The 25,343-nt window shown below is 70.8% G+C and carries 20 protein-coding genes; 11 read left to right on the forward strand and 9 right to left on the reverse strand.

Going from position 1 to position 25,343, the window contains the following annotated elements:
* Window positions 1-34 precede the first annotated feature (34 nt).
* Entirely contained in the window at window positions 35-1,801 is a 1,767-nt protein-coding gene (arc, locus tag SACTE_RS05275; RefSeq protein ID WP_014044992.1) for a proteasome ATPase, read from the reverse strand.
* Window positions 1,802-2,042: 241 nt separating this feature from the next.
* Here arc and SACTE_RS05280 point away from each other — a divergent pair, with 241 nt between their 5' ends.
* A complete protein-coding gene (locus SACTE_RS05280; protein ID WP_019993877.1) occupies window positions 2,043-2,354 on the forward strand; it encodes a ferredoxin in 312 nt (103 codons plus the stop codon).
* 103 nt (window positions 2,355-2,457) lie between these two features.
* Here SACTE_RS05280 and SACTE_RS05285 read toward each other — a convergent pair whose 3' ends face one another.
* From SACTE_RS05285 to SACTE_RS05295, 3 genes are all read right to left on the reverse strand, one after another.
* Window positions 2,458-3,045 (reverse strand): hypothetical protein, encoded by a 588-nt coding sequence (locus SACTE_RS05285; protein WP_014044994.1) that lies wholly within the window; start codon window positions 3,043-3,045, stop codon window positions 2,458-2,460.
* Window positions 3,046-3,274: 229 nt separating this feature from the next.
* On the reverse strand, window positions 3,275-4,183 hold the full coding sequence (locus SACTE_RS05290; protein WP_014044995.1) for a tRNA (adenine-N1)-methyltransferase: 909 nt from the start codon (window positions 4,181-4,183) through the stop codon (window positions 3,275-3,277).
* Between the two features lie 75 nt (window positions 4,184-4,258).
* Window positions 4,259-5,509, reverse strand: a complete 1,251-nt coding sequence (locus SACTE_RS05295) for a site-2 protease family protein (RefSeq protein ID WP_026359262.1) — start codon at window positions 5,507-5,509, stop codon at window positions 4,259-4,261.
* Window positions 5,510-5,679: 170 nt separating this feature from the next.
* Here SACTE_RS05295 and SACTE_RS05300 point away from each other — a divergent pair, with 170 nt between their 5' ends.
* Window positions 5,680-6,525, forward strand: a complete 846-nt coding sequence (locus tag SACTE_RS05300) for a PD-(D/E)XK nuclease family protein (protein WP_014044997.1) — start codon at window positions 5,680-5,682, stop codon at window positions 6,523-6,525.
* Window positions 6,526-6,534: 9 nt separating this feature from the next.
* Window positions 6,535-7,206, forward strand: a complete 672-nt coding sequence (locus SACTE_RS05305) for a response regulator transcription factor (protein ID WP_014044998.1) — start codon at window positions 6,535-6,537, stop codon at window positions 7,204-7,206.
* A 65-nt stretch (window positions 7,207-7,271) separates the two neighbouring features.
* Here SACTE_RS05305 and SACTE_RS05310 read toward each other — a convergent pair whose 3' ends face one another.
* The 3 genes from SACTE_RS05310 to metH all read right to left on the reverse strand — a co-directional run bounded on the left by SACTE_RS05310 (window position 7,272) and on the right by metH (window position 13,574).
* Window positions 7,272-8,858, reverse strand: a complete 1,587-nt coding sequence (locus tag SACTE_RS05310; protein ID WP_014044999.1) for an ABC transporter substrate-binding protein — start codon at window positions 8,856-8,858, stop codon at window positions 7,272-7,274.
* A gap of 362 nt (window positions 8,859-9,220) precedes the next feature.
* Complete coding sequence (locus SACTE_RS05315; protein WP_014045000.1) at window positions 9,221-9,922, reverse strand: HAD family phosphatase; 702 nt, start codon at window positions 9,920-9,922, stop codon at window positions 9,221-9,223.
* Between the two features lie 139 nt (window positions 9,923-10,061).
* Window positions 10,062-13,574 (reverse strand): methionine synthase, encoded by a 3,513-nt coding sequence (metH, locus tag SACTE_RS05320; RefSeq protein WP_014045001.1) that lies wholly within the window; start codon window positions 13,572-13,574, stop codon window positions 10,062-10,064.
* A 239-nt stretch (window positions 13,575-13,813) separates the two neighbouring features.
* Between metH and SACTE_RS05325 the strand changes: the two genes are divergently transcribed.
* The 7 genes from SACTE_RS05325 (at window position 13,814) to SACTE_RS05355 (ending at window position 21,823) form a co-directional block, all read left to right on the forward strand.
* Window positions 13,814-14,578 carry an IclR family transcriptional regulator gene (locus tag SACTE_RS05325; RefSeq protein ID WP_014045002.1) on the forward strand — a complete coding sequence of 255 codons (765 nt, stop codon included), beginning with the start codon at window positions 13,814-13,816 and terminating at the stop codon, window positions 14,576-14,578.
* Window positions 14,579-14,851: 273 nt separating this feature from the next.
* Entirely contained in the window at window positions 14,852-15,643 is a 792-nt protein-coding gene (locus tag SACTE_RS05330) for an MIP/aquaporin family protein (RefSeq protein WP_014045003.1), read from the forward strand.
* Window positions 15,644-15,686: 43 nt separating this feature from the next.
* Entirely contained in the window at window positions 15,687-17,225 is a 1,539-nt protein-coding gene (gene glpK / locus SACTE_RS05335; RefSeq protein WP_014045004.1) for a glycerol kinase GlpK, read from the forward strand.
* 5 nt (window positions 17,226-17,230) lie between these two features.
* Window positions 17,231-18,841 carry a glycerol-3-phosphate dehydrogenase/oxidase gene (locus tag SACTE_RS05340; protein WP_014045005.1) on the forward strand — a complete coding sequence of 537 codons (1,611 nt, stop codon included), beginning with the start codon at window positions 17,231-17,233 and terminating at the stop codon, window positions 18,839-18,841.
* Between the two features lie 139 nt (window positions 18,842-18,980).
* The gene (locus tag SACTE_RS05345) at window positions 18,981-19,988 is read left to right on the forward strand and encodes an LLM class flavin-dependent oxidoreductase (protein WP_014045006.1); all 1,008 of its coding nucleotides are present in this window, start codon (window positions 18,981-18,983) and stop codon (window positions 19,986-19,988) included.
* Entirely contained in the window at window positions 19,985-21,109 is a 1,125-nt protein-coding gene (locus SACTE_RS05350) for an LLM class flavin-dependent oxidoreductase (RefSeq protein WP_014045007.1), read from the forward strand. The genes SACTE_RS05345 and SACTE_RS05350 overlap by 4 nt, the downstream gene beginning before the upstream one ends.
* Window positions 21,110-21,151: 42 nt before the next feature.
* On the forward strand, window positions 21,152-21,823 hold the full coding sequence (locus SACTE_RS05355) for a FadR/GntR family transcriptional regulator (RefSeq protein WP_014045008.1): 672 nt from the start codon (window positions 21,152-21,154) through the stop codon (window positions 21,821-21,823).
* A gap of 24 nt (window positions 21,824-21,847) precedes the next feature.
* On the opposite strand, the gene SACTE_RS05360 is transcribed toward SACTE_RS05355, so the two are convergent.
* Window positions 21,848-22,621, reverse strand: coding sequence for an SDR family oxidoreductase (locus SACTE_RS05360; protein ID WP_014045009.1), 774 nt, complete (start codon window positions 22,619-22,621; stop codon window positions 21,848-21,850).
* Complete coding sequence (locus SACTE_RS05365) at window positions 22,618-23,976, reverse strand: enolase C-terminal domain-like protein (protein WP_014045010.1); 1,359 nt, start codon at window positions 23,974-23,976, stop codon at window positions 22,618-22,620. The genes SACTE_RS05360 and SACTE_RS05365 overlap by 4 nt, the downstream gene beginning before the upstream one ends.
* A gap of 229 nt (window positions 23,977-24,205) precedes the next feature.
* Here SACTE_RS05365 and SACTE_RS05370 point away from each other — a divergent pair, with 229 nt between their 5' ends.
* A complete protein-coding gene (locus SACTE_RS05370; protein ID WP_014045011.1) occupies window positions 24,206-25,267 on the forward strand; it encodes a PAC2 family protein in 1,062 nt (353 codons plus the stop codon).
* Window positions 25,268-25,343 lie beyond the last annotated feature (76 nt).

Here is a 25,343-nt window from a genome sequence, read left to right on the forward strand (position 1 = left end):
ATGCCCTGCCGGGCATCCGCAGCCGGTCTGCGTTTTACAGGTACTGTCCGGTATTCGCCACCGTGTCGATGGAACGACCGGTGTCCGCGCCCTGCTTTCCGGTGACGAGGGTGCGGATGAAGACGATCCGCTCCCCCTTCTTTCCGGAAATCCTGGCCCAGTCGTCCGGGTTGGTGGTGTTGGGCAGGTCCTCGTTCTCCTTGAACTCGTCCACGCAGGCCTGGAGGAGGTGGGAGACACGCAGGCCCTTCTGGCCCTGCTCGAGGAATGCCTTGATGGCCATTTTCTTCGCCCGGTCCACGATGTTCTGAATCATGGCTCCGGAGTTGAAGTCCTTGAAGTACAGGACTTCCTTGTCGCCGTTGGCGTACGTGACCTCGAGGAAGCGGTTCTCCTCGGATTCCGTGTACATCCGCTCCACGACCGACTGGATCATGGCGTGGGCGGCGGCTTCCCTGGAACCGGTGTGCTCGTCCAGGTCGTCCGCGTGCAGCGGCAGCGAAGGTGTCAGGTACTTGGCGAAGATGTCCTTCGCCGCCTCCGCGTCCGGGCGCTCGATCTTGATCTTCACATCGAGACGGCCGGGTCGCAGGATCGCGGGGTCGATCATGTCCTCGCGGTTGGAGGCGCCGATGACGATCACGTTCTCCAGCCCCTCCACGCCGTCGATCTCGGCGAGCAGCTGGGGGACGATGGTGTTCTCCACGTCCGAGCTGACACCGGAGCCGCGGGTGCGGAAGAGGGATTCCATCTCGTCGAAGAAGACGATGACGGGGGTGCCCTCGCTCGCCTTCTCCCGGGCGCGCTGGAAGACCAGGCGGATGTGCCGCTCGGTCTCACCGACGTACTTGTTGAGGAGTTCGGGGCCCTTGATGTTGAGGAAGTAGCTCTTCCCCGCGGGCTGTCCGGTCACCTCGGCGACCTTCTTGGCCAGGGAGTTGGCCACGGCCTTGGCGATGAGCGTCTTGCCGCAGCCGGGCGGGCCGTAGAGCAGGATGCCCTTCGGCGGACGGAGTTCGTGCTCCTTGAAGAGGTCCGGGTGCAGGTACGGGAGCTCGACCGCGTCGCGGATCAGCTCGATCTGGTCGCCCAGACCGCCGATCTTGTCGTAGTCGATGTCCGGGACCTCTTCGAGGACGAGCTCCTCGACCTCGCTCTTGGGGACCACTTCGTAGACGTAGCCGGACCGGGGTTCGAGCAGGAGCGCGTCGCCGGGGCGGATGGTGATGTCCAGCAGAGGCTCGGCGAGCCGCACCACCCGTTCCTCGTCGGTGTGTCCGATGACCAGGGCACGCTCGCCGTCCTCGAGGATCTCCTTGAGGGTGACGATGTCCCCGGCCCGCTCGAATTCCATGGCCTCGACCACGTTGAGCGCTTCGTTGAGCATGACTTCCTGGCCTCGCCGGAGGCCGTCGAGCTCGACGCTGGGGCTGACGTTCACCCGGAGCTTGCGGCCCCCGGTGAAGATGTCGCAGGTGCCGTCCTCGTTGGCCTGCAGGAAGACACCGAAGCCGGCCGGCGGCTGTGCGAGCCGGTCGACCTCCTCCTTGAGGGCCACGATCTGGTCGCGTGCCTCGCGGAGTGTGCCTGCGAGCCGCTCGTTCTGCGCGGACACGCCTGCCAGATTGGTCTGCAACTCGACGATCCGCTCTTCGAGAATCCTCGAATGCCGAGGAGAGTCGGCGAGCTTACGTCGCAGGACGGCGATTTCCTGCTCGAGAAAGGCAACCTGGCCGGCTGGGTCATCGGACCCCCGCCCGGGCCGGATGCCGCGGTTGATGTCGTCGTCGTGGGCTGCCACGGTCCTCACCTCCTCCAAGGGGAGCTGGACGCTTCCTGACCCTACCTGGGTGGGTGATGATTGAAACCCCTAGATCACAAAGAGATGGGGGCGTGTCCGATCTTCACCCTTGCGCTCTCCCTCACGCCAAGGAATACCCACCCTTCGCCCCGGGAAAGCGGCCGGTTGTATCGTCGAAGCGTTCAACACCCGTCAGGGCTGGCTTCAATTGGTTCGCATACGCAGGGAAACGGCAGGACACATGACCGTGCAGCAGGACGCTCCGGGCGACAGCGACACACAGGACCTCGAGGTCTGGATCGACCAGGACCTCTGTACGGGCGACGGCATCTGTGTGCAGTACGCACCCGAGGTGTTCGAGCTGGACATCGACGGTCTCGCGTACGTCAAGAGCGCGGAGGACGAGCTTCTCCAGGACAAGGGCGCCACCACCCCGGTGCCGCTGCCGCTGCTCCAGGACGTGGTGGACTCGGCCAAGGAGTGCCCGGGAGACTGCATCCACGTCCGGCGCGTTTCGGACAACGTGGAGGTCTTCGGTCCGGACGCGGACTGAGCGCTCGCGGCCCGTCGGGCGGCCTCCGGCCGGAGAGCGGACGCGGCCCGGGGCGCGTCCGCCCGGTCGCGGGCCACCCGATCGCAGGCCATCCGGCAGGCTCTCAGGCGAGCGCCGAGCTGTCACCGGCGGACCGGACGAACGCACTCCCCTTCCACGTCCAGGCCGCACTCTCCCGCTCGTCGGGGCAGCAGCGCGGCACCTCGGTAGAGGAGTAGCCGAGCAGGGTCGCCGAGACGGTGCCGTCCTGGACGGCGAGGCCGGTGACGGTGAGGTTGTCCGCGGGGTCCACCAGGGTCGCCACGACCCGGGGTGCGGCCCCGCTCGCCTGTGTCAGGACGTAGACGCCGCCGGGCGGCGTGCCCGAGCCCGCGGTGCAGTGGACCGAGACGACCGTCTCGGGCCTGCCGTCGCCGTCGAGGTCGCCGGGCGCGCGGTCGGCGACGGTCTGTCCCGCGCCGCCGCATTCGAGCGGGAAGACGACGCCGGCCGGATCAGGTGCGGTGGCCGGGGCGGAACCGTTGTTTCCGGCCGTGGTGGCGTGCTCGGACGCCTGGGCGGTCGCGGTGGCCGCCTCGGGCTGGAGCAGCCCCGCGAGGGCGACCACGGCGGCCATGGCCGCGGCCGTGGCGAGCCAGTGCACCGGCTTGGCACCGGTGTGCGCGAGGTCCGGGAGCGCGGAGGTCTGCACGCGGTATGTCTCCTGTGGTTCCTGGAGGCCTGGTGAGGCTGCTGCCGGCCGGTCGTCGGCGGCGGCGGGGTGGCCAGCATCGTGCCACACCTCACACCGCGAGGGAACGGCGGGGTCGTGCCGGGTCTCCGGGGCCAACGAAAAGGCGCCGCCTGCCGGTTCCCGGGTCGGTCCGGGGAACTCGGCGGCGGCGCCCGTGCGTTGTCACTGGTCTGCCGGGTGGCAGGGGTCAGTCGCGGGCGGCGGATCCGCTGCGGCTGCCGGGACCGTCGTAGTCCTCGCCGTAGGCGCCCTTGGAGGGGCGTCGGCGGCGCACCGGCGGCTCCACGCCGTCGGCGAGGCGGCGGGCGGTGACCAGGAAGCCGGTGTGGCCGATCATCCGGTGGTCGGGGCGCACGGCCAGGCCTTCGACGTGCCAGTTGCGGATCATCGACTCCCAGGGCTGGGGTTCCGCGAAGCAGCCGATCTCCCGGATGGACTCGACGGTCCGCGAGAGCTGGGTGGTGGTCGCGACGTACGCGCAGAGGATGCCGCCGGGCACCAGGGCCTTGGAGACGGCCTCCAGGCATTCCCACGGGGCGAGCATGTCCAGGACGACGCGGTCGACGTCGGTGTCCGAGAGGTTGTCCTGGAGGTCGCCGACGGTCAGCTGCCAGGCGGGGTGCGGCGAGCCGAAGTAGCGCTCGACGTTCTGCTGGGCGATCTCGGCGAAGTCCTCGCGGCGCTCGTAGGAGTGCAGCATGCCCTGCTCACCGATGGCGCGCAGCAGGAAGGTGCTGAGCGATCCGGAGCCGACGCCGGCTTCCACGACGCGGGCGCCGGGGAAGATGTCGCCGAAGGCCAGGATCTGCCCCGCGTCCTTGGGGTAGACCACGGCGGCACCGCGGGGCATGGACAGGACGTAGTCGGGGAGCAGGGGGCGCAGCGCGAGGTAGGCGACGTTTCCCGTGGTACGGACAACACTGCCCTCGGGAGCACCGATCAGCTCGTCGTGCGGGAAAGAACCCTTGTGGGTGTGGAAGTTCTTTCCGGCTTCGAGCGTGAAGGTGTAGTGGCGTCCCTTGGGGTCGGTGAGCTGGACCTGGTCCCCGACTTTGAATGGGCCGCGACGGCGGGCGGCACCGGTCGGTTCGGACATGCGCCCAGCCTACCGGTATTCCCGGGGGCCTCTTTCCGGGGTTCCCGCCGGGCCGGTGCGGGCGGGCTGCGGCATTCAGGCGGCGGGGCGGGCCATCGCGGCCACGAAGGCGCGCTCCACGTCCGTGGTGGACAGGACGCCGTAGATCTCGCCGGTCTCCTCGACGACCAGGTACTCGGTGGCCGGGGTGGCCTTGAGCCGGTCGAGGAGGGCCTCTCCGGCGAGCTCGGCGGGGACCCGCATGCCCTCGGTGATGTCCTGGGCCAGCCCGCTGACGGCCACCCAGGGCCTGCGGTGCTCCGGGACACCGGCGATGGCCGCCTCACGGACGACGCCCTTGGCGTGGCCCTGCCCGTCCACGACGACCAGGGCGCGGGCGCCGGCCTCGTTGGCGCGGCGGAGCGCCTCGGAGAGCGGTGTGGCGGACTCGACGGGCACCGCGCGCCGGGTGAGGGTGCGGGCGCGCAGGTCCGGGAGGTGTTCACGGAGCCGGGCCATCCGCAGGCTGTTGCCCGCGCCGGTCCAGATGATCGCGGCCAGGATCGCCGCGAGCAGGGCGTCGGTGACGGTCTCCACGCCGCCGATGTCGCTGGTGGCACTGCCGAGCGCGCCGGTGTGGGTGAGCAGCGGGAGCCCGACGAGGACGGTGACGGCGAGACCGCGGCCGACCCAGGCGGCGGCGACGGTGCCGCTCATGGGCCTGCCGGTGATCTTCCACACGACGGCGCGGAGCATGCGGCCGCCGTCCAGGGGGAGGCCCGGCAGCAGGTTGAAGGCCGCGACGATGAGGTTGGAGACCATCAGTCCGGCGAGCAGGACGCCGGGGACGGTACCCGCCTCGACGAACTGCAGGGGGATGTAGAAGAGGCCGCCCAGGACGAGCGAGAGCAGCGGCCCCACGAACGCGAGGACGAACTCGCGGCCGGGGGTCTCCGACTCCTTCTCGATCTCCGAGACACCGCCGAAGAACTGGAGCTGGATCCGGCGCACCGGCAGCTTGTACCGCAGGGCGGCGACGGTGTGGGCCAGCTCGTGCACGAGCACCGAGGCGTAGAAGGCGATGGCGAAGAAGAGCGCCACCAGGTAGCGGGCGGCGCCGAGCTCGGGCAGGACGCGGTCGAGCTGGCCGCCGAAGACCCAGGTGATCAGGGCCGCGACGACGAACCAGCTGGGAGCGACGTACACCGGTACGCCGAAGGGGCGGCCCATGAGGAGGCCGCCACCCGGGTCCTCGGGGCGGCGCGGTCTGCCCTTGTCCGGCCCGGTGCCGGGGTCGCCGCCCCCTGCGCCGGGCTGCGGGCGCCCGCTGTCGCCGCTCTCGTCCACGTGGTCCCTTCGGTCGGTGGCGTACACCACACGTCTGCTGTGTGCGAGCTCTGTGGTCGATGGTATGCCGCTCGGTGTCGGTGGGGGGCCGTAGGGTCTGCGACATGACGTCCGTACCGCGCCCGCCTCAGCCACCCTCGTCCCTGTCGCCGTCGCGCGCGAGCGATTTCATGCAGTGCCCCCTGCTCTACCGCTTCCGGGTCATCGACAGACTGCCCGAGAAGCCCAGCGAGGCGGCTACCCGCGGCACGCTGGTGCATGCGGTGCTGGAGCGGCTGTTCGACGCACCGGCGGCGGAGCGTACGGCGCCGCGTGCCAAGGCGCTGATCCCGGGGCAGTGGGACCGGCTGCTGGAGTCGAAGCCGGAGCTGACCGAGCTCTTCGCCGGGGATCCGGAGGGCGAGCGGCTCGCCGGGTGGCTGGGTGAGGCGGAGCGGCTGGTGGAGCGGTGGTTCTCGCTGGAGGACCCGACGCGCCTGGAGCCGGCCGAGCGGGAGATGTTCGTCGAGACGGAGCTCGATTCGGGGCTGCGGCTGCGGGGCGTGATCGACCGGGTCGACGTGGCCCCCACCGGGGAGGTCCGGATCGTCGACTACAAGACGGGCAAGGCCCCGCGCCCGGAGTACGCCGAGGGCGCGCTGTTCCAGATGAAGTTCTACGCCCTGGTGATCATGCGCCTGAGGAAGGTGGTCCCGCGCCGCCTCCAGCTGGTCTACCTGGGCAGCGGCGACGTGTTGACCTACGATCCGGTCCCCGCCGATCTGGAGCGGGTGGAGCGCAAGCTGCTGGCGCTGTGGGACGCGATCCGGCTGGCCACCGAGACGGGCGAGTGGCGGCCCCGGCCGACCAAGCTGTGCGGCTGGTGCGACCACCAGTCGGTCTGTCCGGAGTTCGGCGGGACTCCCCCGGTATATCCGCTGTCCGTCCGCCCGGCCGAACCGGTGCAGGGTGTGCAGGGCAGAATGGAGCCGGTCCGGGCCGAGGCCGGACCGACGGTGGCCCTCGAAGGCCTTTAAGGAGATTCTGTGGCTATCCGCGTCCTGCTGGTCGACGACCAACCGCTGCTGCGTACCGGTTTCCGGATGATCCTGGAGGCGGAGGGCGACCTCGCGGTGGTCGGCGAGGCCGGTGACGGTCTGCAGGCCATCGACCAGGTGCGGGCGCTCCAGCCCGACGTGGTGCTGATGGACATCCGGATGCCGCGGATGGACGGCGTGGAGGCGACCCGCCAGATCACCGGCCCGGACCGGGACGGTCCGGCCAAGGTGCTGGTCCTGACAACGTTCGACCTCGACGAGTACGTGGTGGAGGCGCTGCGCGCGGGGGCCAGCGGCTTCCTGCTGAAGGACGCCCCCGCCCATGAGCTGGTGCAGGCCATCCGCGTGGTGGCCGCGGGCGAGGCGATGCTGGCGCCCAGCATCACGCGCCGGCTGCTGGACAAGTACGCGGACCACCTGCCCTCGGGCGAGGAGCCCGTCCCGGACGCGCTGCACACCCTCACGGAGCGTGAGGTGGAGGTGCTGAAGCTGGTGGCGCGCGGTCTGTCCAACGCGGAGATCGCGGCGGACCTGTTCGTGAGCGAGACGACGGTCAAGACGCACGTGGGCCACGTGCTGACGAAGCTGCGCCTCCGCGACCGCGTGCAGGCCGCCGTCTACGCGTACGAGAGCGGGCTGGTGCGTCCCGGCGCCCAGTGAGAGACGGCTGAGCACATGGGTCCGGCCCGGGGCGGTGAAGAGCCCCGGGCCGGACCGTTCTCACGTCAGGCCTTACCGAGCTCCCAGAGCTGGAGGTCGGCGGAGGAGGTGACGGCCCACTCCACTCCGGTCAGCCCTTCGAGCGAGGCGACGTACTGCTTGCCCTGCCAGACGGGGAGGAGCGGGACGTCCTTGGCAACGATGTCCTGGATCTTCTCGAAGATCGGGGACGCCTCGCTGCGGTCGGCCGCGCTGCGGGAGTCGGGGATGAGCGTCTCCTGGATGAGGGAGGACTGGTACGGCGAGTTCAGGAAGTTGTTCTTGTCCAGGAACGGCGCCGCGTAGGTGTCCGGGTCCGGGAAGTCCGGGAACCAGCCCATGCCGTAGACCGCGTAGTCACCCTTCTTCTGGGCGGCGCGGAACTTCGACCACGGGGTGCCCTTGACGTCGACGTCGAAGAGTTCGGAGGCGTTGAGCTGCTTCGCCAGCGCCTTGAACTCGGTGGCGGTGGCGGAGCCGTAGTGGTCGGTCGTGTAGTGCAGCGTGAAGGAGACCGGGGTGCTGATCCCGGCCTTCGTCAGGGTCCTGGCCGCCGCGGTGGTGCTCGGCTCGCCGTAGGTGTTGAAGAACGAGTTGGTGTGCCCGGTGATGCCGGAGGGGATCAGCGAGTAGAGCGGCTCGGCCGTGCTCCCGTACACGTCACCGGCGATCTCCCCCCGGTCGATGACCTGGGCGATGGCCTGGCGCACCGCCTTGTCCTCCACCACCGGGTCCTTGGTGTTGAAGCCGAGGTAGCTGATGGCGAGGCCGGGCATCTCGGTGAGCTTGACGCCCTCCTGGGGCTCCACGAGCATCTTCTGCGACTGCTCGGGCGACATGGTGCGCGTCATCATGTCGATCTTCTTGTCGTCGAGCGCCTTGCCCATCGCCGTGGAGTCGGGGAAGAGGTTCAGCTCGACCTTGTCGTTGAGGACCTTGAGGTCGCCCTTGTACTTGGGGTTCCTGGTGAAGACCACCTTGACGACCCGGTCGCCCTCGACCTCGGGCTCCATCATGTAGGGGCCGGAGCCGTCGACCTGGAAGCCCTCGCGGGGGGCCTTGGCCGGATACTTGTCCTTCTGGACGATCCCGGCCGCCGGGGTCGCCAGCTTGTAGGGGAAGGTCGCGTCCGGGGTGCTCAGGTGGAAGACGATCTGGTCCTCCCCCTTGGTCTCCATCGTGTCGATGTTGTCGAGCAGACCGACCGGGCCGCTCTCTTCCTTGATGTCGATGACACGCTGGAGGGAGTACTTCACGTCCTCGGGGGTGAGGGCCGTGCCGTCGGCGAAGGTGAGGCCCTTGCGCAGGGTGCAGCGGTAGCTCTCGTTCTCCGTGTCGGTGAACTCGCAGCTCTCCGCCGCCTCGGGCACCGGCTCACCGCCGCCGCGCGGTATGTGGGTCAGCGTCTGCACGGTCTGGCGCAGGACGTTCCAGACCCCGGCCTCGTAGCCGATCGCCGGATCGAGCGGGGCCGGGTTGTCCTTCGAGGCGACGAACTGGTCCGTGGTCCCGACGACGATGGCATCGCCGCCGCCGTCCGACCCGCCACAGGCGGCGAGTACGGGCGCGAGCAGGCCCACCACGGCGGGCAGCACCAGCGTCTTGCGGTTCATCTGGCCGTTCTCCCTCATTCCGTCATGTGAGAAAACCGAGATTAGTAGGCGCCGCAGGGGTGGTTGACCGGTGCAACCGGGCGGCGTATTCACTCGGTGAGCACCCATGACGGGATGTCCACGACACGCTCGGGAATGTTTCGTACAGCCCTTCATGAACCCGGACTTTTGTCCGCCCGCAAGGGACGGGCAGGCCGCGGGTACCAGGCATCAGGGGTCACCGGGAGTGATGAAGCTCACTCCCGGAGCCCCGGTCGACTGGTTGTCATGAACCTGATTTAGGTGGATTCCGAAAGCCGGACCACACATTTCCACGGCAATAGGTTTGCCGTTCATTCACAGGAGAACACTCGGTGTCCGGGTCATCGCACTTCGGTGACCAGGCCTTTCAGAAAAGCGAGATCCACATGTTCGAGGGACGGAACGACCGCCCGTCCCGGCGCGGGCGCGATCGGTGCGACGGACGGCACCGCGACCACCCGGCAGCCCGCCGCCTCCGCCGCCGCGACTCCGGTGGCGGTGTCCTCGACGACCGCGCAGCGCCACGGATCGGCCCCGAAGCCGGCCGCCGCGGCGAGGTAGGGCTCGGGGTGGGGCTTCGTCCGCGTCACCTCGTCACCGGCGATCGTGAGCGCGAAGTGGTGACGGCCGACCGAGTCCAGCACGCGGTCGATGATCCGTCGGTGCGAGGCGGAGACCAGCGCGGTGGGCACCTCGTGGGCGGCGAGCTCGGCCAGCAGCCGGGCGGCCCCCGGCATGAGCGGAACCCCGCGTCCGATGCGCTTCTCGAAACGGTCGTTGAGCAGCACCGTGAGCTCCTCCATGCCGATCGCGGCACCGGTGGCCTCGATGAGGTAGCCGGCGCTGCGGGTCATCGGTCCGCCGACGACCACGTCGCGCCAGGCGGTGTCGAGACGGTGGCCGAGGTCGGCGAAGACCTCGACCTCCACGTCCCACCAGAAGCCCTCGGTATCGACCAGTGTTCCGTCCATGTCGAGCAGGACGGCCTGCAGCGCGGAGCCTTCGGCCGTACGGGTCAAGGACGCGGGGACCGTACTGGTCATCCGGTACACCTCCATGAGGGACGAGAAGGCCGGCCGCCGTCCCGGTGGGAGCGGCGACCGGCCTGCACTGGACCGATAAGTGTACGACTCGTGCGGGTACGGCGCGCGGAGCTGAGCTCACCGCGCGTCGAACAGCGCCTTACCGTGCGTTGAAGTACTTGGCCTCGGGGTGGTGGATGACGATGGCGTCGGTGGACTGCTCAGGGTGGAGCTGGAACTCCTCCGAGAGCTGGACGCCGATGCGCTCCGGCTCCAGCAGCGCGGCGATCTTGGCCCGGTCCTCCAGGTCGGGACAGGCCCCGTAGCCGAGGGAGAACCGCGCGCCGCGGTACTTGAGCGCGAACATGTCCTCCACGTCCGAGGGGTCCTCGCCGGCGAATCCCAGCTCGCTGCGGACGCGGGCGTGCCAGTACTCGGCGAGGGCCTCGGCGAGCTGGACGGACAGGCCGTGCAGCTCCAGGTAGTCGCGGTAGGAGTTGGCCTCGAAGAGCTTGGCGGTCTCGCCGCCGATCTTCGAGCCGACGGTGACGACCTGGAGGCCGACCACGTCCCGCTCCCCCGACTCCTCGGGGCGGAAGAAGTCCGCGAGGCACAGACGGCGGCCGCGGCGCTGGCGGGGGAAGGTGAAGCGGGTGCGCTCGGAGCCGTCCTCGTGGAGCAGGATCAGGTCGTCGCCCTTGGACACGCACGGAAAGTAGCCGTAGACGACGGCTGCTTCCAGCAGGTTCTCGGTCTGGAGCTTGTCGAGCCAGCCCCGCAGGTGCGGACGGCCCTCGGTCTCCACCAGCTCCTCGTAGGTGGGCCCGTCGCCGGCCCGGGCCTGCTTGAGGCCCCACTGCCCCTTGAACAGGGCGCCCTCGTCCAGCCAGGACGCGTACTCCTTGAGCTGGATGCCCTTGACGACGCGGGTGCCCCAGAACGGCGGCTCGGGCACGGGGTTGGTGACCGAGACGTCGGAGCGCACCCCCTCCTCCGGCCGGGCCTCCTCCACCAGCGGGGTGTCCCGCTTGGGTACCCTGCGCTGCTTCAGCTCGGGGAGCGTGGCGCCCGGCACCCCGCGCTTGACCGCGATCAGGGCGTCCATCAGGCGCAGCCCCTCGAACGCGTCGCGGGCGTAGCGGACCTCGCCCTCGTAGACCTCGTGGAGGTCCTGCTCGACATAGGCCCGGGTGAGGGCGGCGCCGCCCAGGATCACCGGGTAGTCGGCCGCCATCTTGCGCTGGTTCAGCTCCTCCAGGTTCTCCTTCATGATCACCGTGGACTTCACCAGGAGGCCGGACATGCCGATGACGTCGGCCTTGTGCTCCTCGGCGGCGTCCAGGATCGCCGAGACGGGCTGCTTGATGCCCAGGTTGACGACGGTGTAGCCGTTGTTGGAGAGGATGATGTCGACGAGGTTCTTGCCGATGTCGTGGACGTCGCCGCGCACCGTGGCGAGCACGATGGTGCCCTTGCCCTCGTCGTCGGTCTTCTCCATGTGCGGTTCGAGGTGGGCCACCGCGCCCTTCATCACCTCGGCCGACTGGAGGACGAACGGCAGCTGCATCTGGCCTGAACCGAACAGCTCACCGACGACCTTCATGCCGGCGAGCAGAGTGTCGTTGACGATCTCCAGGGCCGGCCGGGTCAGCAGCGCCTCGTCCAGGTCCGCTTCCAGACCGTTCTTCTCGCCGTCGATGATGCGGCGCTGGAGGCGCTCGTCCAGCGGAAGGGCGAGGAGTTCCTCCGCCTTGCCCGCCTTCATCGACTTCATGTTGACACCCTCGAAGAGCTCCATGAGCTTCTGCAGGGGGTCGTAGCCCTCGGCGCGCCGGTCGTAGACCAGGTCGAGCGCGACCTTGACCTGTTCCTCCTCCAGCCGGGCGATCGGCAGGATCTTCGAGGCGTGCACGATCGCCGAGTCCAGACCGGCCTTGACGCACTCGTCGAGAAAGACGGAGTTGAGGACGACGCGTGCGGCCGGGTTGAGTCCGAAGGAGATGTTCGACAGGCCGAGCGTGGTCTGGACGTCGGGGTGACGCTTCTTCAGCTCGCGGATCGCCTCGATGGTGGCGATGCCGTCCTTGCGGGACTCCTCCTGACCGGTGCAGATCGTGAAGGTCAGGCAGTCGATGAGGATGTCCGACTCGTGGATGCCCCAGTTCCCGGTGAGGTCCTCGATGAGCCGCTCGGCGATGGCGACCTTGTGCTCGGCGGTGCGGGCCTGGCCCTCCTCGTCGATCGTCAGGGCGATCAGCGCCGCGCCGTGTTCGGCGGCCAGGGCGCTGACCTTGGCGAACCGCGACTCGGGGCCGTCACCGTCCTCGTAGTTGACGGAGTTGAGCACGGCCCGCCCGCCCAGCTTCTCCAGGCCCGCGCGCAGGACCGGCAGCTCGGTGGAGTCCAGCACGAGCGGCAGGGTCGAGGCGGTGGCGAAGCGGCCGGCGAGCTCCTCCATGTCGGCGACCCCGTCGCGGCCCACGTAGTCGACGCAGAGGTCGAGCATGTGGGCGCCTTCGCGGATCTGGTCGCGGGCCATCTCCACGCAGTCGTCCCAGCGCGCCTCCAGCATGGCCTCGCGGAACTTCTTCGACCCGTTGGCGTTCGTACGCTCGCCGATCGCCAGGTAGGAGGTGTCCTGGCGGAAGGGGACGCTCTGGTAGAGCGAGGCGGCGCCCGGCTCCGGGCGCGGTTCACGGGCGGTGGGCGCGAGACCGCGTACCCGTTCCACGACCTGGCGCAGGTGCTCGGGCGTCGTGCCGCAGCAGCCGCCGACCAGGGAGAGGCCGTAGTCGGCGACGAACGTCTCCTGGGCGTCCGCGAGCTCCTCGGGGGAGAGCGGGTAGTGGGCGCCGTCCTTGCCGAGGACCGGCAGGCCCGCGTTCGGCATGCAGGAGAGCGGGACGCGGGAGTGCCGGGCCAGGTAGCGCAGGTGCTCGCTCATCTCGGCCGGTCCGGTGGCGCAGTTCAGGCCGATCATGTCGATGCCGAGCGGCTCCAGCGCGGTCAGCGCGGCCCCGATCTCGGAGCCCAGCAGCATGGTGCCGGTCGTCTCGACGGTCACGGAGCAGATGACGGGCAGATCGGCGCCGGTGGCCTCCAGGGCGCGCCGGGCGCCGATGACGGAGGCCTTGGTCTGCAGCAGGTCCTGGGTGGTCTCCACCAGGAGGGCGTCGGCGCCGCCGGCGATCATGCCCTCGGCGTTCTGCTGGTAGGCGTCGCGGAGCTTGACGTACGGGGCGTGTCCCAGGGTCGGCAGCTTGGTCCCCGGACCCATGGAGCCGAGCACCCAGCGCTGCTGTCCGGTGGAGGCGGTGAACTCGTCCGCCACCTCGCGGGCGATGCGCGCGCCGGACTCGGAGAGTTCGAAGACCCGCTCGGGGATGTCGTACTCGCCCAGCGCCGCGAAGTTGGCGCCGAAGGTGTTCGTCTCGACGCAGTCGACGCCGACCGCGAAGTACTCCTCGTGCACGGAGCGGACGATGTCGGGTCGGGTGACGTTGAGGATCTCGTTGCAGCCCTCGAGGTTCTGGAAGTCGTCGAGGGTGGGGTCCTGGGCCTGCAGCATGGTGCCCATGGCACCGTCGGCCACCACCACGCGGGTGGCGAGTGCCTCACGGAGGGCTGCGGCTCGGTTCCGGCTGTCAGCGGAGGGGGTCGGCAACGAGGCCATGGGTGTTCTCCCTGGGATGCGACGGCTGTCGGCTTTGCGCCCTTCAGCGGAAGGGGCACGCGGCCAGGGTAGCGGGGGAGGGCGAGGGCCGGTCGTCGTGTCCCACGAAACGGACTGCATGCTGTGCGGGGAGCCGACCGGGTCGGATGACGGCGCGAACACATCGCACCACCGGACAAAGTTCGGCATCGACCGATAGTGTTCAGCATTGTCGAACCGAGGTGGAGGAGTACGGCGCGATGGCCAAGAACATCCAGTCGCTCGAGCGGGCAGCGGCGATGCTGCGTCTGCTGGCGGGGGGCGAGCGCCGGCTCGGGCTGTCCGACATCGCCTCCGCGCTGGGTCTGGCCAAGGGCACCGCGCACGGCATCCTGCGCACCCTCCAGCACGAGGGATTCGTCGAGCAGGACCCCACGTCCGGGCGCTATCAGCTCGGCGCCGAGCTGCTGAGGCTGGGCAACAGCTACCTGGACGTCCACGAGCTGCGGGCCCGCGCCCTGGTGTGGACCGACGACCTGGCCCGCTCCAGCGGCGAGAGCGTCCACCTCGGCGTCCTGCACCAGCACGGCGTGCTGATCGTCCACCACGTCTTCCGGCCCGACGACAGCCGCCAGGTCCTGGAGGTCGGAGCCATGCACCCGCTGCACTCCACCGCCCTGGGCAAGGTGCTCTGCGCCTACGACCCGGTCGCCCACAGCGAGGTCACCGAGGGCGAGCGGCAGTCCTTCACCCCGCGCACCGTGACCGGCGAGCAGGAGTTCGAGGCGCTGCTGGACACCGTACGCGCGCGGGGCTGGGCCGCGGACGCGGAGGAGACCTGGGAGGGCGTGGCCGCCGTGGCCGCGCCCGTCCACGACCGGCGCCGCATGCCCGTGGGCGCGGTGGCCGTGACGGGAGCGGTCGAGCGCGTCCGCCCCGGGGGCGAGCTGCGCCCCGAGCTGATCACCGCGGTGCGGGACTGCGCCCGCGCCGTCTCCCGCGACCTGGGCGCCAACCGCTTCTGAGCACCGCCGAACCCCGTGTGACGAGGCGGATCCCCAGCGCATTGGGCTGCCCGGAACCCTTGACGCGTCCCGCCCGGAGAGAAACACTGCCGTTCACCGGTCGGCATTGTCGAACACCTAACGGCAATAAGAGTTAGGGTGTGACAGTGCCGAGGGCCGGTCAAGCCCTCTACAGGTGAGTGCCCGCGTATGAGGGATACCCACCTGGGGCGCGGTCCATCGGAGGGACTTCGAGGGATCGCGCTCCCCTGGACGAAGGACAAAGGAGTCGCGGTGTCCAGCTCCGACATCTTCATCGGCGAGACCATCGGTACCGCCGTATTGATCCTGCTCGGCGGCGGTGTCTGTGCCGCCGTCACGCTCAAGCGCTCGAAGGCGCACAACGCCGGCTGGGTGGCCATCGCCTTCGGGTGGGGCTTCGCCGTCCTGACCGGCGCGTACATCTCCACCGGCGTGTCGGGCGCCCATCTCAACCCGGCCGTCACCCTGGGCCTGGCGATCCAGGGCGGCACCCCGTGGGGCGACGTCCCCCTGTACCTGGCCTCGCAGCTCCTCGGCGCGATGATCGGCGCGGTGCTGGTCTGGGCGGTGTACTACGGACAGCTCCACGCGCATCTGACCGACCCCGAGGTCGTCGAGGCGCAGCCCGCCGAGGAGGGCATGGTCGACCAGTCGACGGCCCCGAAGGCGGGCCCGGTGCTCGGTGTCTTCTCCACCGGCCCCGAGATCCGCAACGCGGTGCAGAACGTGGTCACGGAGGTCATCGCGACGGCGGTGCTGATCCTGGCGATCCTCACCCAGGGCCTCAACGACGACGGCAACGGCCTCGGCCCGCTCGGCGCGCTGATCACCGCCCTGGTCGTCGTCGGTATCGGCCTCTCGCTCGGCGGGCCGACCGGCTACGCCATCAACCCGGTGCGCGACCTCGGACCGCGCATCGTGCACGCACTGCTGCCCCTGCCGAACAAGGGCGGGTCCGACTGGGGTTACGCCTGGGTACCGGTAGTGGGACCGCTGCTCGGCGGCGCACTGGCCGGCGGGCTCTACAACCTCGCTTTCGCCTGAGGCGCGACCTTCACCACCACACAGACTTCTCCGGGAGCACACCGTGACCGACGCACACACCACCGGCCCGTTCATCGCGGCCATCGACCAGGGCACCACCTCCAGCCGCTGCATCGTCTTCGACAAGGACGGCCGGATCGTCTCCGTCGACCAGAAGGAGCACGAGCAGATCTTCCCGAAGCCCGGCTGGGTCGAGCACGACGCCAAGGAGATCTGGGAGAACGTCCAGGAGGTCGTCGCGGGGGCGATCGTCAAGGCCGGGGTCACCTCCGCCGACGTCAAGGCGATCGGCATCACCAACCAGCGCGAGACGACGCTGCTGTGGGACAAGAACACCGGTGAGCCGGTCCACAACGCCCTCGTCTGGCAGGACACCCGCACCGACGCCCTGTGCAAGGAGCTCGGCCGCAACGTCGGCCAGGACCGCTTCCGCCGCGAGACCGGCCTGCCGCTCGCCTCGTACTTCGCCGGCCCCAAGGTCCGCTGGCTGCTCGACAACGTCGAGGGGCTGCGCGAGCGCGCCGAACGGGGCGACATCCTCTTCGGCACGATGGACTCCTGGGTCATCTGGAACCTGACCGGCGGCACCGACGGCGGTGTCCACGTCACGGACGTGACCAACGCCTCGCGCACCATGCTGATGAACCTGAGCCGCATGGAGTGGGACGAGCGGATCTGCAGCTCCATCGGGGTGCCGACCGCGGTGCTGCCGGAGATCCGGTCCTCCGCCGAGGTGTACGGCAACGCCAAGGGCGGCGTGCTCGACGGTGTGCCGGTGGCCTCCGCGCTCGGTGACCAGCAGGCCGCCCTGTTCGGCCAGACCTGTTTCGCCGAGGGCGAGGCCAAGTCCACGTACGGCACCGGCACCTTCATGCTGATGAACACCGGCCACACCCCGGTGAACTCGTACAACGGGCTGCTGACGACCGTCGGGTACCGGATCGGCGACCAGAAGCCGGTGTACGCCCTGGAGGGGTCCATCGCGGTCACCGGTTCGCTGGTGCAGTGGATGCGCGACCAGATGGGTCTGATCAAGTCCGCCGCCGAGATCGAGACGCTCGCGTCCTCGGTCGAGGACAACGGGGGCGCGTACTTCGTACCCGCCTTCTCCGGGCTGTTCGCCCCGTACTGGCGCCCCGACGCCCGCGGGGTCATCACCGGCCTCACCCGCTACGTCACCAAGGCGCACATCGCCCGTGCCGTGCTCGAAGCCACCGCCTGGCAGACCCGCGAGATCAGCGACGCCATGACGAAGGACTCCGGCGTCGAGCTGACCGCCCTGAAGGTCGACGGCGGCATGACGTCCAACAACCTGCTGATGCAGACGCTCTCGGACTTCCTGGACGCCCCCGTGGTGCGCCCCATGGTGGCCGAGACCACCTGCCTCGGCGCCGCCTACGCCGCCGGCCTCGCCGTCGGCTTCTGGCCCGACACCGACGCGCTGCGCGCCAACTGGCGCCGGGCCGCCGAGTGGACACCCCGTATGGACGCGGCCACCCGTGACCGCGAGTACAAGAGCTGGCTCAAGGCCGTCCAGCGGTCGATGAGCTGGCTCGACGAAGACACCGCAGCAGAGGAGTAGAGAACATGACCACCCTGCAGAGCGTTCCCGCCCTCGGGACGCACCCGGCCTCCGGCTCCCTTCCGAGCCGGGCCGAGACCCGGGACCAGCTCTCCAAGGCGACGTACGACCTCCTGGTGATCGGCGGCGGCATCCTGGGCATCTCCACCGCCTGGCACGCCGCGCAGTCCGGACTGCGGGTGGCCCTGGTGGACGCCGGTGACTTCGCCGGCGCCACCTCCTCCGCCTCCTCCAAGCTGCTCCACGGCGGTCTGCGCTACCTCCAGACCGGCGCGGTGAAGCTGGTGGCCGAGAACCACTTCGAGCGGCGTGCGGTCTCCCGGCAGGTCGCCCCGCACCTGGCCAACCCGCTCACCTTCTACCTGCCCGTCTACAAGGGCGGACCGCACGGCGCGGCCAAGCTCGGCGCGGGCGTCTTCGCCTACTCGGCACTGTCCGCGTTCGGCGACGGCGTCGGCCATGTGATCAGCCCGTCGCGGGCCCGGCGCGACGTGCCGGAGCTGCGCACGGACAACCTGAAGGCCGTGGCCGTCTACGGCGACGACCAGATGAACGACGCCCGGATGGCGCTGATGACGGTCCGCGCCGCGGTCGACGCGGGCGCCGTCGTCCTCAACCACGCCGCGGTCACCGGGCTGCGCTTCACCCGGGGCCGGGTCACCGGCGCGGAGCTCACGGACCGTCAGGACGGCACCGAGTTCGGCGTGGACGCCCGCCTCGTCCTGAACGCCACGGGCCCGTGGGTGGACCACCTGCGGAAGATGGAGGACCCGGCCGCGGCGCCTTCGATACGCCTGTCCAAGGGCGCGCACCTGGTCCTCAGGCGCACCCGCCCCTGGAAGGCGGCGCTGGCCACCCCGATCGACAAGTACCGCATCACGTTCGCCCTGCCGTGGGAGGACATGCTGCTCCTCGGCACGACCGACGAGGAGTACGAGGGCGATCCGGCCGATGTCTCCGTCACCGAGAAGGACACGGCGCAGATCCTGGACGAGGCGGCGTTCTCCGTCCGCGACCAGCAGCTCTCGCGTGACCTGATCACCTACTCCTTCGCGGGGCTCCGGGTGCTGCCCGGCGGTCCCGGGGACACCTCCAAGGCCAAGCGGGAGACGGTCGTGACGGAGGGCCGCGGCGGGATGCTGTCGGTCGCCGGGGGCAAGTGGACGACCTTCCGCCACATCGGCCGTACGGTGATGAACAAGCTGGCCGCCCTCCCCGGGCACCCGCTCGCCGAGGACATGGAGCCGATGGCGCGGCTGCCGAAGAAACTGCCGCTGCCCGGCATCGCCAACCCGGACGCGGTGGCGCACCGGCTACTGGTCGACGGCGGGACGCCGGGACCGAGGATGGCCGCCGACACCGCCCGGCACCTCGCCACCCACTACGGCTCGCTCTCCTTCGACATCGCCCGCCTGGCGAACGAGGACCCGGCGCTCGCCGAGCGCATCCACCCCGACGCCCCGGAGATCTGGGCGCAGGTGGTCTACGCCCGCGACCGCGAGTGGGCCGAGACCGCGGACGACGTGCTGCGCCGCCGTACGACGCTGACGATCCGGGGTCTGGCGACGGACGACCTTCGCGGCCGGGTCGAGAAGCTGCTGGCCGAGCGGGACTGACCGGCTCGCACGGTCCAGGGGCGGCTCCTGCGGGGGCCGCCCCTCGGCGTGTCCGGGCCCCGGTTCTCGTGCCGGGGCCCCGTCCGGGGTGCCATACGCCCGCCACACGGCGGCAATGTGGCGCCGCGACAGTGGAGGGATGTCCCTTCCACGGAACTTCCATCTGGCGGCCGCACTGGACGGCGCCGGATCCCACCCGGCGGCGCCCGAGAAGCCCTTCACGCCCGAGGCGTACGCCCGTCTGATACGCGCCGCCGAGTCCGGCCTCCTCGACTTCGTCACCGTGGAGGACGGCCCGGGAAGGCTGGACTCCGCCCTGCTGCTGGCGCTGGCCGCCGCCGTGACCGACCGGATCGGGCTGGTCCCGCTGGGTCCGGCCGCGGGTGATCCCGAGGCCTGGGCGACCCGCGTCGCGACGCTCGACCACCTCAGTGCGGGGCGGGCGGGCGTACGGCCTCGGGTCTCCGCCGGCAACGCCGAGCACGCGCGGCTGGTGGGTGCGCTGGGCACCCCGGAGGGAGAGCGGCTCGTGGCCCGGCTCTTCGGGCGGGCGGCCGAGTTCCTCGACGCCGCGACCGGCGCGTGGGGCACCCTCGTCCACCCTCCGCAGGGCAGGCCCCCGCTGGCCGTCCTGGCGCACGCCACGGTGCCCTACCGGCTGGCGGTCTCGCACGCCGACGTCGTCTTCGTCACTCCGAAGGACACGGCCGACCTCGTGGCGATCCGCCAGGAGATCGGGACGCTGCTGGCGAAGGCGGGCCGCCCGGCCGGGTCCCTGCGCGTCCTGGCCGACGTGAACGTCGTGCTGGGCGGCAGCCGGGAGGAGGCCGACGCCCGCAGGGCGCGGCTGGACGAGGCCGCCGGCACGCCCTTCACCTCGGACGCCGCCGTCTTCACCGGTACGCCCGAGCACCTGGCCGACCTGCTGGAGTCCTGGCACCGCGAGGGCGGCGCCGACGGCTTCCGGCTGCGGCCGGCCGTCCTGCCCGACGACCTGGACACCGTCGCCACCCGGCTGGTGCCCCTCCTGCAGGAGCGCGGACTCTTCCGCACCGCGTACACCGCCCGGACGCTGCGCGGCCATCTCGGCCTCGCCGCCCTCCGAGGCCCCGGCTCCCCCGTGGACGAGAGAAGGACCCCCCTGTGAAGTTCTCCGTGCTCTCCCTCATCGGTCATGCCCCGCATCCGCTCACCGGCCACCTCCCCTCCGCCGCCGACCGCTTCGCCGAGGTGATCGAGACCGGGGTGGCGGCGGAACGGCTGGGCTTCGACGCGTACGCGGTCGGCGAACGGCACACCGGTCCGTTCCTCTCGTCCAGTCCGAGCGTGGTGCTGGGCGCACTGGCGGCCCGTACCGGTTCGATCCGGCTGCTCACCGGTGTCACGGTCGTCGCCGTCCTCGACCCCGTACGGGTGGCGGAGGACTTCGCGACACTCGACCAGATCACGCGCGGCCGGATCGAGCTGGTCGTGGGCAAGGGGGCGGAGGCGGGACACTTCGACCTCTTCGGGCTCGACGAGGAGCGTCAGTGGGACCTCCAGAAGGAGAAGTACGAGCTGCTGCGGCGGCTGTGGACCGAGGAGGGGGTCGACTGGGAGGGCGAGTTCCGCCCGCCCCTGAAGAACGTGACCACCCTCCCGCGTCCGTATGCGGGGCCGCCGCGCGTCTGGCACGGCTCGGCCACCAGCCTCAACTCCCCCGAGCTCGCGGCGAAGCACGGCGATCCGCTGTTCACGGCCAACGCGATCCAGCCGCGTGAGGCCTATGCACGGCTGATCACCCACTACCGGGAGCGGTTCGAGGCCTACGGGCACGATCCGGCCGCCGCGCGGGTGGCGGCCGGATCCGGCGGCCTGCTGATCGCGGACAGTTCCCGGCGGGCCGTGGAGCGCTACAAGGAGGTGTACGAGGCGAAGGTCGCCCAGTCCTTCAAGCCGCACCTGGAAGGGCGGGCCGGCTACAACACGCCGTTCCGCACCATCGAGGAGGCCGTCGCGGACGGCCCGCAGCTGATCGGCTCGCCGCAGCAGATCATCGACAAGATCCTCGGCTACCACGCGCTGTACCGGCACGACCTCCAGTCGGTGACGGTGGACGGCTTCGGTCTCCCCCACGCCGAGCAGCTGGAGACCCTGCAGCGGTTCGCGGAGGAGATCGCGCCGGTGGTCCGGCGGGAGGCGCCGTCCTCTCTCTGGGACCGCCCCGCCCCGTGCCCCAGGGCCCCGGTGGTACACGGGTGGCCGGTGGGAGAACGGCGGGCCGCATAATGACTCCATACATCGGATGTCTTGTGCGCGAGGAGGCCCCTTATGGCCGTCACCGACGAAGCGATCGAGAAGATCAAGGGAATGATCGTCTCGGGCGCCCTGGCGCCCGGCGACCGGCTTCCCAAGGAGAGCGAACTGGCGGCCGAGCTGGGGCTCTCGCGCAACTCGCTGCGTGAGGCGGTGCGGGCGCTCTCGCTGATCCGCATCCTCGACGTACGCCAGGGCGACGGCACCTACGTCACGAGCCTGGACCCGCAGCTCCTGCTGGAGGCGCTCAGCTTCGTGGTGGACTTCCACCGCGACGACACGGTGCTGGAGTTCCTCGCGGTCCGCCGGATCCTGGAGCCGGCGGCCACCGCGATGGCGGCCCTGCGCATCGGGGAGGAGCGGCTCGACGCCCTGGGCGCGCAGCTGGACGCCCTGGGGCCGAGCCCGTCGGTGGAGGAGCTGGTCGCCTGCGACCTGGAGTTCCACCGGGGCATCGTCCAGTCCTCCGGCAACTCGGTCCTGTGCTCCCTGCTGGACGGCCTGTCCGGGCCGACGACCCGGGCCAGGGTCTGGCGCGGGCTCACCCAGGAGGACGCGGTCAGCCGCACCCTGCACGAGCACCGGGCGATCCTCGCGGCGCTGCGGGACCGGGACGCCGAGGCGGCCCGGTCCTGGGCGACGGTGCACGTGGCGAGCGTGGAGCAGTGGCTGCGCTCGACGCTGTGAGGCGGCCCGGACCGCGCGTCCGGCTCAGGCGGGGCGCAGCCGCAGCCCCTGCATCCCCCCGTCGACGGCGAGCGCGGTCCCGGTGACGGACGCGGCCGCCGGGCTCGCCAGGTAGACGACGGCGGCGGCGACCTCGTCCGCCGAGACCAGCCGGCCCATCGGCTGGCGGGCGTCGAGGGCGGCGCGTTCGGCCGCGGGGTCCTCGGCCCGCGCGAGCAGCCGGCCGATCCACGGGGTCTCGGCCGTGCCGGGGTTGACGCAGTTGACCCGGATTCCTTCCCGGACGTGGTCGGAGGCCATGGCGAGGGTGAGGGCGAGCACGGCCCCCTTGCTCGCGCTGTACAGGGCGCGCTGCGGCAGCCCGGCGGTGGCCGCGACGGAGCAGGTCTGGGTGATCGACACGGCGCCGGGCCGGTCGGCGGCCGCCCGGCGCAGATGGGGCAGGGCGTGGCGGGCGGTGCGGACCATGCCGAGGACGTTGACGTCCAGGACCTGCGCCCATTCCGGGTCGTCGTTGTCCTCGACGGTGCCGACGGCGCCGATCCCGGCGTTGGGGACGAGGGTGTGCAGGCCGCCCAGTTCGGCGGCGGCCCGCTCGACACCGGCGCGGACGGCGTCGTCGTCGCGCACGTCGGCCTCGATCGCCAGCACCCCGTCGGGGGCGCCCGTCGTCTCCCGGTCGAGCACGGCGACGCGTGCCCCGCGGGCGAGCAGGAGCGCCGCCACGGCGGCGCCGATGCCGGAGGCACCGCCCGTCACGAGGGCGGACAGTCCGTCGAAGTCCTGTGTGCCGGTCATCGGTCGGTCTCCTCGGGGGTACGGCGGGCCTGCCAGACAGGGCCCTCGGGGTAGCGGTGGCCGGCGATCGAGGCAGGGAGCATCCGGGCGGAGAAGCCCGGGGCGCGGGGCGCGACGTAGCGCCCGGCCTCGATGACGGCCGGGTCGGCGAAGTGCTCGTGGAGGTGGTCGACGTACTCGATGACCCGGTCCTCACGGGTGCCGGAGACGGCGACGTAGTCGAACATCGCCAGGTGCTGGACCAGTTCGCAGAGGCCGACGCCGCCGGCGTGCGGGCAGACCGGGACGCCGTACTTGGCGGCGAGCAGCAGGATCGCGAGGTTCTCGTTGACCCCGGCGACCCGGGCCGCGTCGATCTGGACGAAGTCGGTCGCACCGGCCTGGAGCAGCTGTTTGAACACGATCCGGTTGGCGGCGTGTTCGCCGGTGGCCACCTTGACCGGCTGGCCCGCGCGCACCGCGGCGTGGCCGAGTACGTCGTCGGGGCTGGTCGGTTCCTCGATCCAGTACGGGTCGTACGGTGCGAGCGCGGTCATCCACTCCACGGCCTCGGCGACGTCCCAGCGCTGGTTGGCGTCGACGGCGATCCGGATGTCCGGGCCGACGGCCTCGCGGGCCAGCGACAGCCTGCGGACGTCGTCCTTGATCTCGCCGCCCACCTTCAGCTTGATCTGGGTGAAACCCTCGGCGACGGCCTCCCGGGCGAGTCGCACGAGCTTGTCGTCGTCGTACCCCAGCCAACCCGGCGAGGTGGTGTACGCGGGGTACCCCTCGGCCAGCAGCCGCCGGGTGCGTTCGGCGCGGCCCGGTTCGGCGGCGCGGAGGACGGCCAGCGCTTCGTCGGGGGTGAGGGCGTCGGTGAGGTGCCGGAAGTCGACGAGGGAGACCAGTTCCTCGGGTGTCATGCCGGCCAGGAACCGCCAGACGGGCTGCCCGGCCAGCTTCGCCGCGAGGTCCCAGGCGGCGTTGACGACCGCGCCGGCCGCCATGTGCGTCACGCCCTTCTCGGGCCCCAGCCAGCGCAGCTGGGAGTCGCGGGTGAGGTCGCGGTAGAGGTCGCCGAGCGCGGCGGCGTCGCGGGGGACGGGGCGGCCCACCACATGGAGGCGGAGGGCCTCGATGGCGGCGGCCATGACCTCGTTGCCGCGCCCGATGGTGAAGCAGAAGCCGTGCCCCTCGGGGGCTTTGCCCTCCTGCCCCGGGCCACCGCGCGCCGGGTCCGGCCCGTCCGTCCGCAGGACGACGTAGGCGGCGGAGTAGTCGGGGTCGGGGTTCATGGCGTCCGAGCCGTCGAGCTGTTCCGAGGTGGGAAACCGGATGTCATGGACCTCGAGATCCGTGACGGTCTGACTCATGAACGCTCCCAGGGGATAACATCGGACCTCTTCTTGGTCATCCGATGTATATCCCTGCAAGACCCCTCGGGTCCAGGGCCGTAGGGATTTCGGACCGGTTTCGATGGGTACAGCTCGGATGAATCGGCTGCTGGCACGCTTCACTCGTCGGCGCAAACGCACTGCGGCGGGAGGGCGGGTAAGCCGTAAGGTTGGGGCGTACGCAAGGGAACTTCGGAAGGAGGCCTGGGTGATCGAGCTCGAGGGGGTACCCGAGCTGATCGACCCGGTCATGGTGGCCGCGTTCGAAGGCTGGAACGACGCCGGTGACGCCGCCTCCACAGCGGTCGGACATCTGAACCGGGAATGGAAGGGCGAGGTCTTCGCGGCGCTCGACGCCGAGGACTACTACGACTTCCAGGTCAACCGGCCCACGGTGTGGATGGAGGGCGGGTCCCGCAAGATCACGTGGCCGACGACGCGCCTGTCCGTGGTCCGTGTCGGCGGCGACAAGCCGCGCGACCTGGTCCTGGTCCGTGGCATCGAACCGTCGATGCGCTGGCGTTCGTTCTGCAACGAGATCCTGGGCTTCGCCCATGAGCTCGGCGTCGAGATGGTCGTCATCCTGGGAGCGCTGCTCGGCGACACCCCGCACACCAGGCCGGTCCCGGTCAGCGGGGTCACGTCCGACCCGGACCTGGCCCGCACGATGGACCTGGAGGAGACGCGGTACGAGGGCCCGACCGGCATCGTCGGCATCCTCCAGGAGGCCTGCACCCACGCGGGCGTGCCCGCGGTGAGCCTGTGGGCGGCGGTGCCGCACTACGTGTCGCAGCCGCCCAACCCCAAGGCGACGCTGGCGCTGCTGAACCGCCTCGAGGACCTGCTCGGCCTGCGGATCCCGCTGGGCGAGCTGCCCGAGGACGCCCGCGCCTGGCAGCTGGGCGTCGACCAGCTGGCCGCCGAGGACAGCGAGGTGGCGGAGTACGTGCAGACCCTGGAGGAGGCACGCGACACCGCGGAGCTGCCCGAGGCGTCCGGCGAGGCCATCGCCCGGGAGTTCGAGCGGTACCTGCGGCGCCGGGACGTCGGCGGCCCGGGACAGGCGCCCGGCGGCCATGCCACGGAGAGCGGCGACATGTCGCCCTATCTGCGGGACACCGCCGGTGAGCGGACGAGACCGCCCCGCCCGCAGCGCCCGGAGAAGGGGCGCCCCGGCGGCGCACGGCCGGACGCCGGAAGCGCCAAGGAGGGCGATGCGCCCGAGGACCCGTCCACCGGACCGGACGACGACACCCCGCCGACCGGCTGACGGGGTATCAGCACACAGAAGACCGGCCCCGGACCTCGTCGAGAGGTCCGGGGCCGGCCGCGTTCGGATGGGCGGT

It is taken from the genome of Streptomyces sp. SirexAA-E, from assembly GCF_000177195.2.
Lineage (GTDB): Bacteria > Actinomycetota > Actinomycetes > Streptomycetales > Streptomycetaceae > Streptomyces > Streptomyces flavovirens.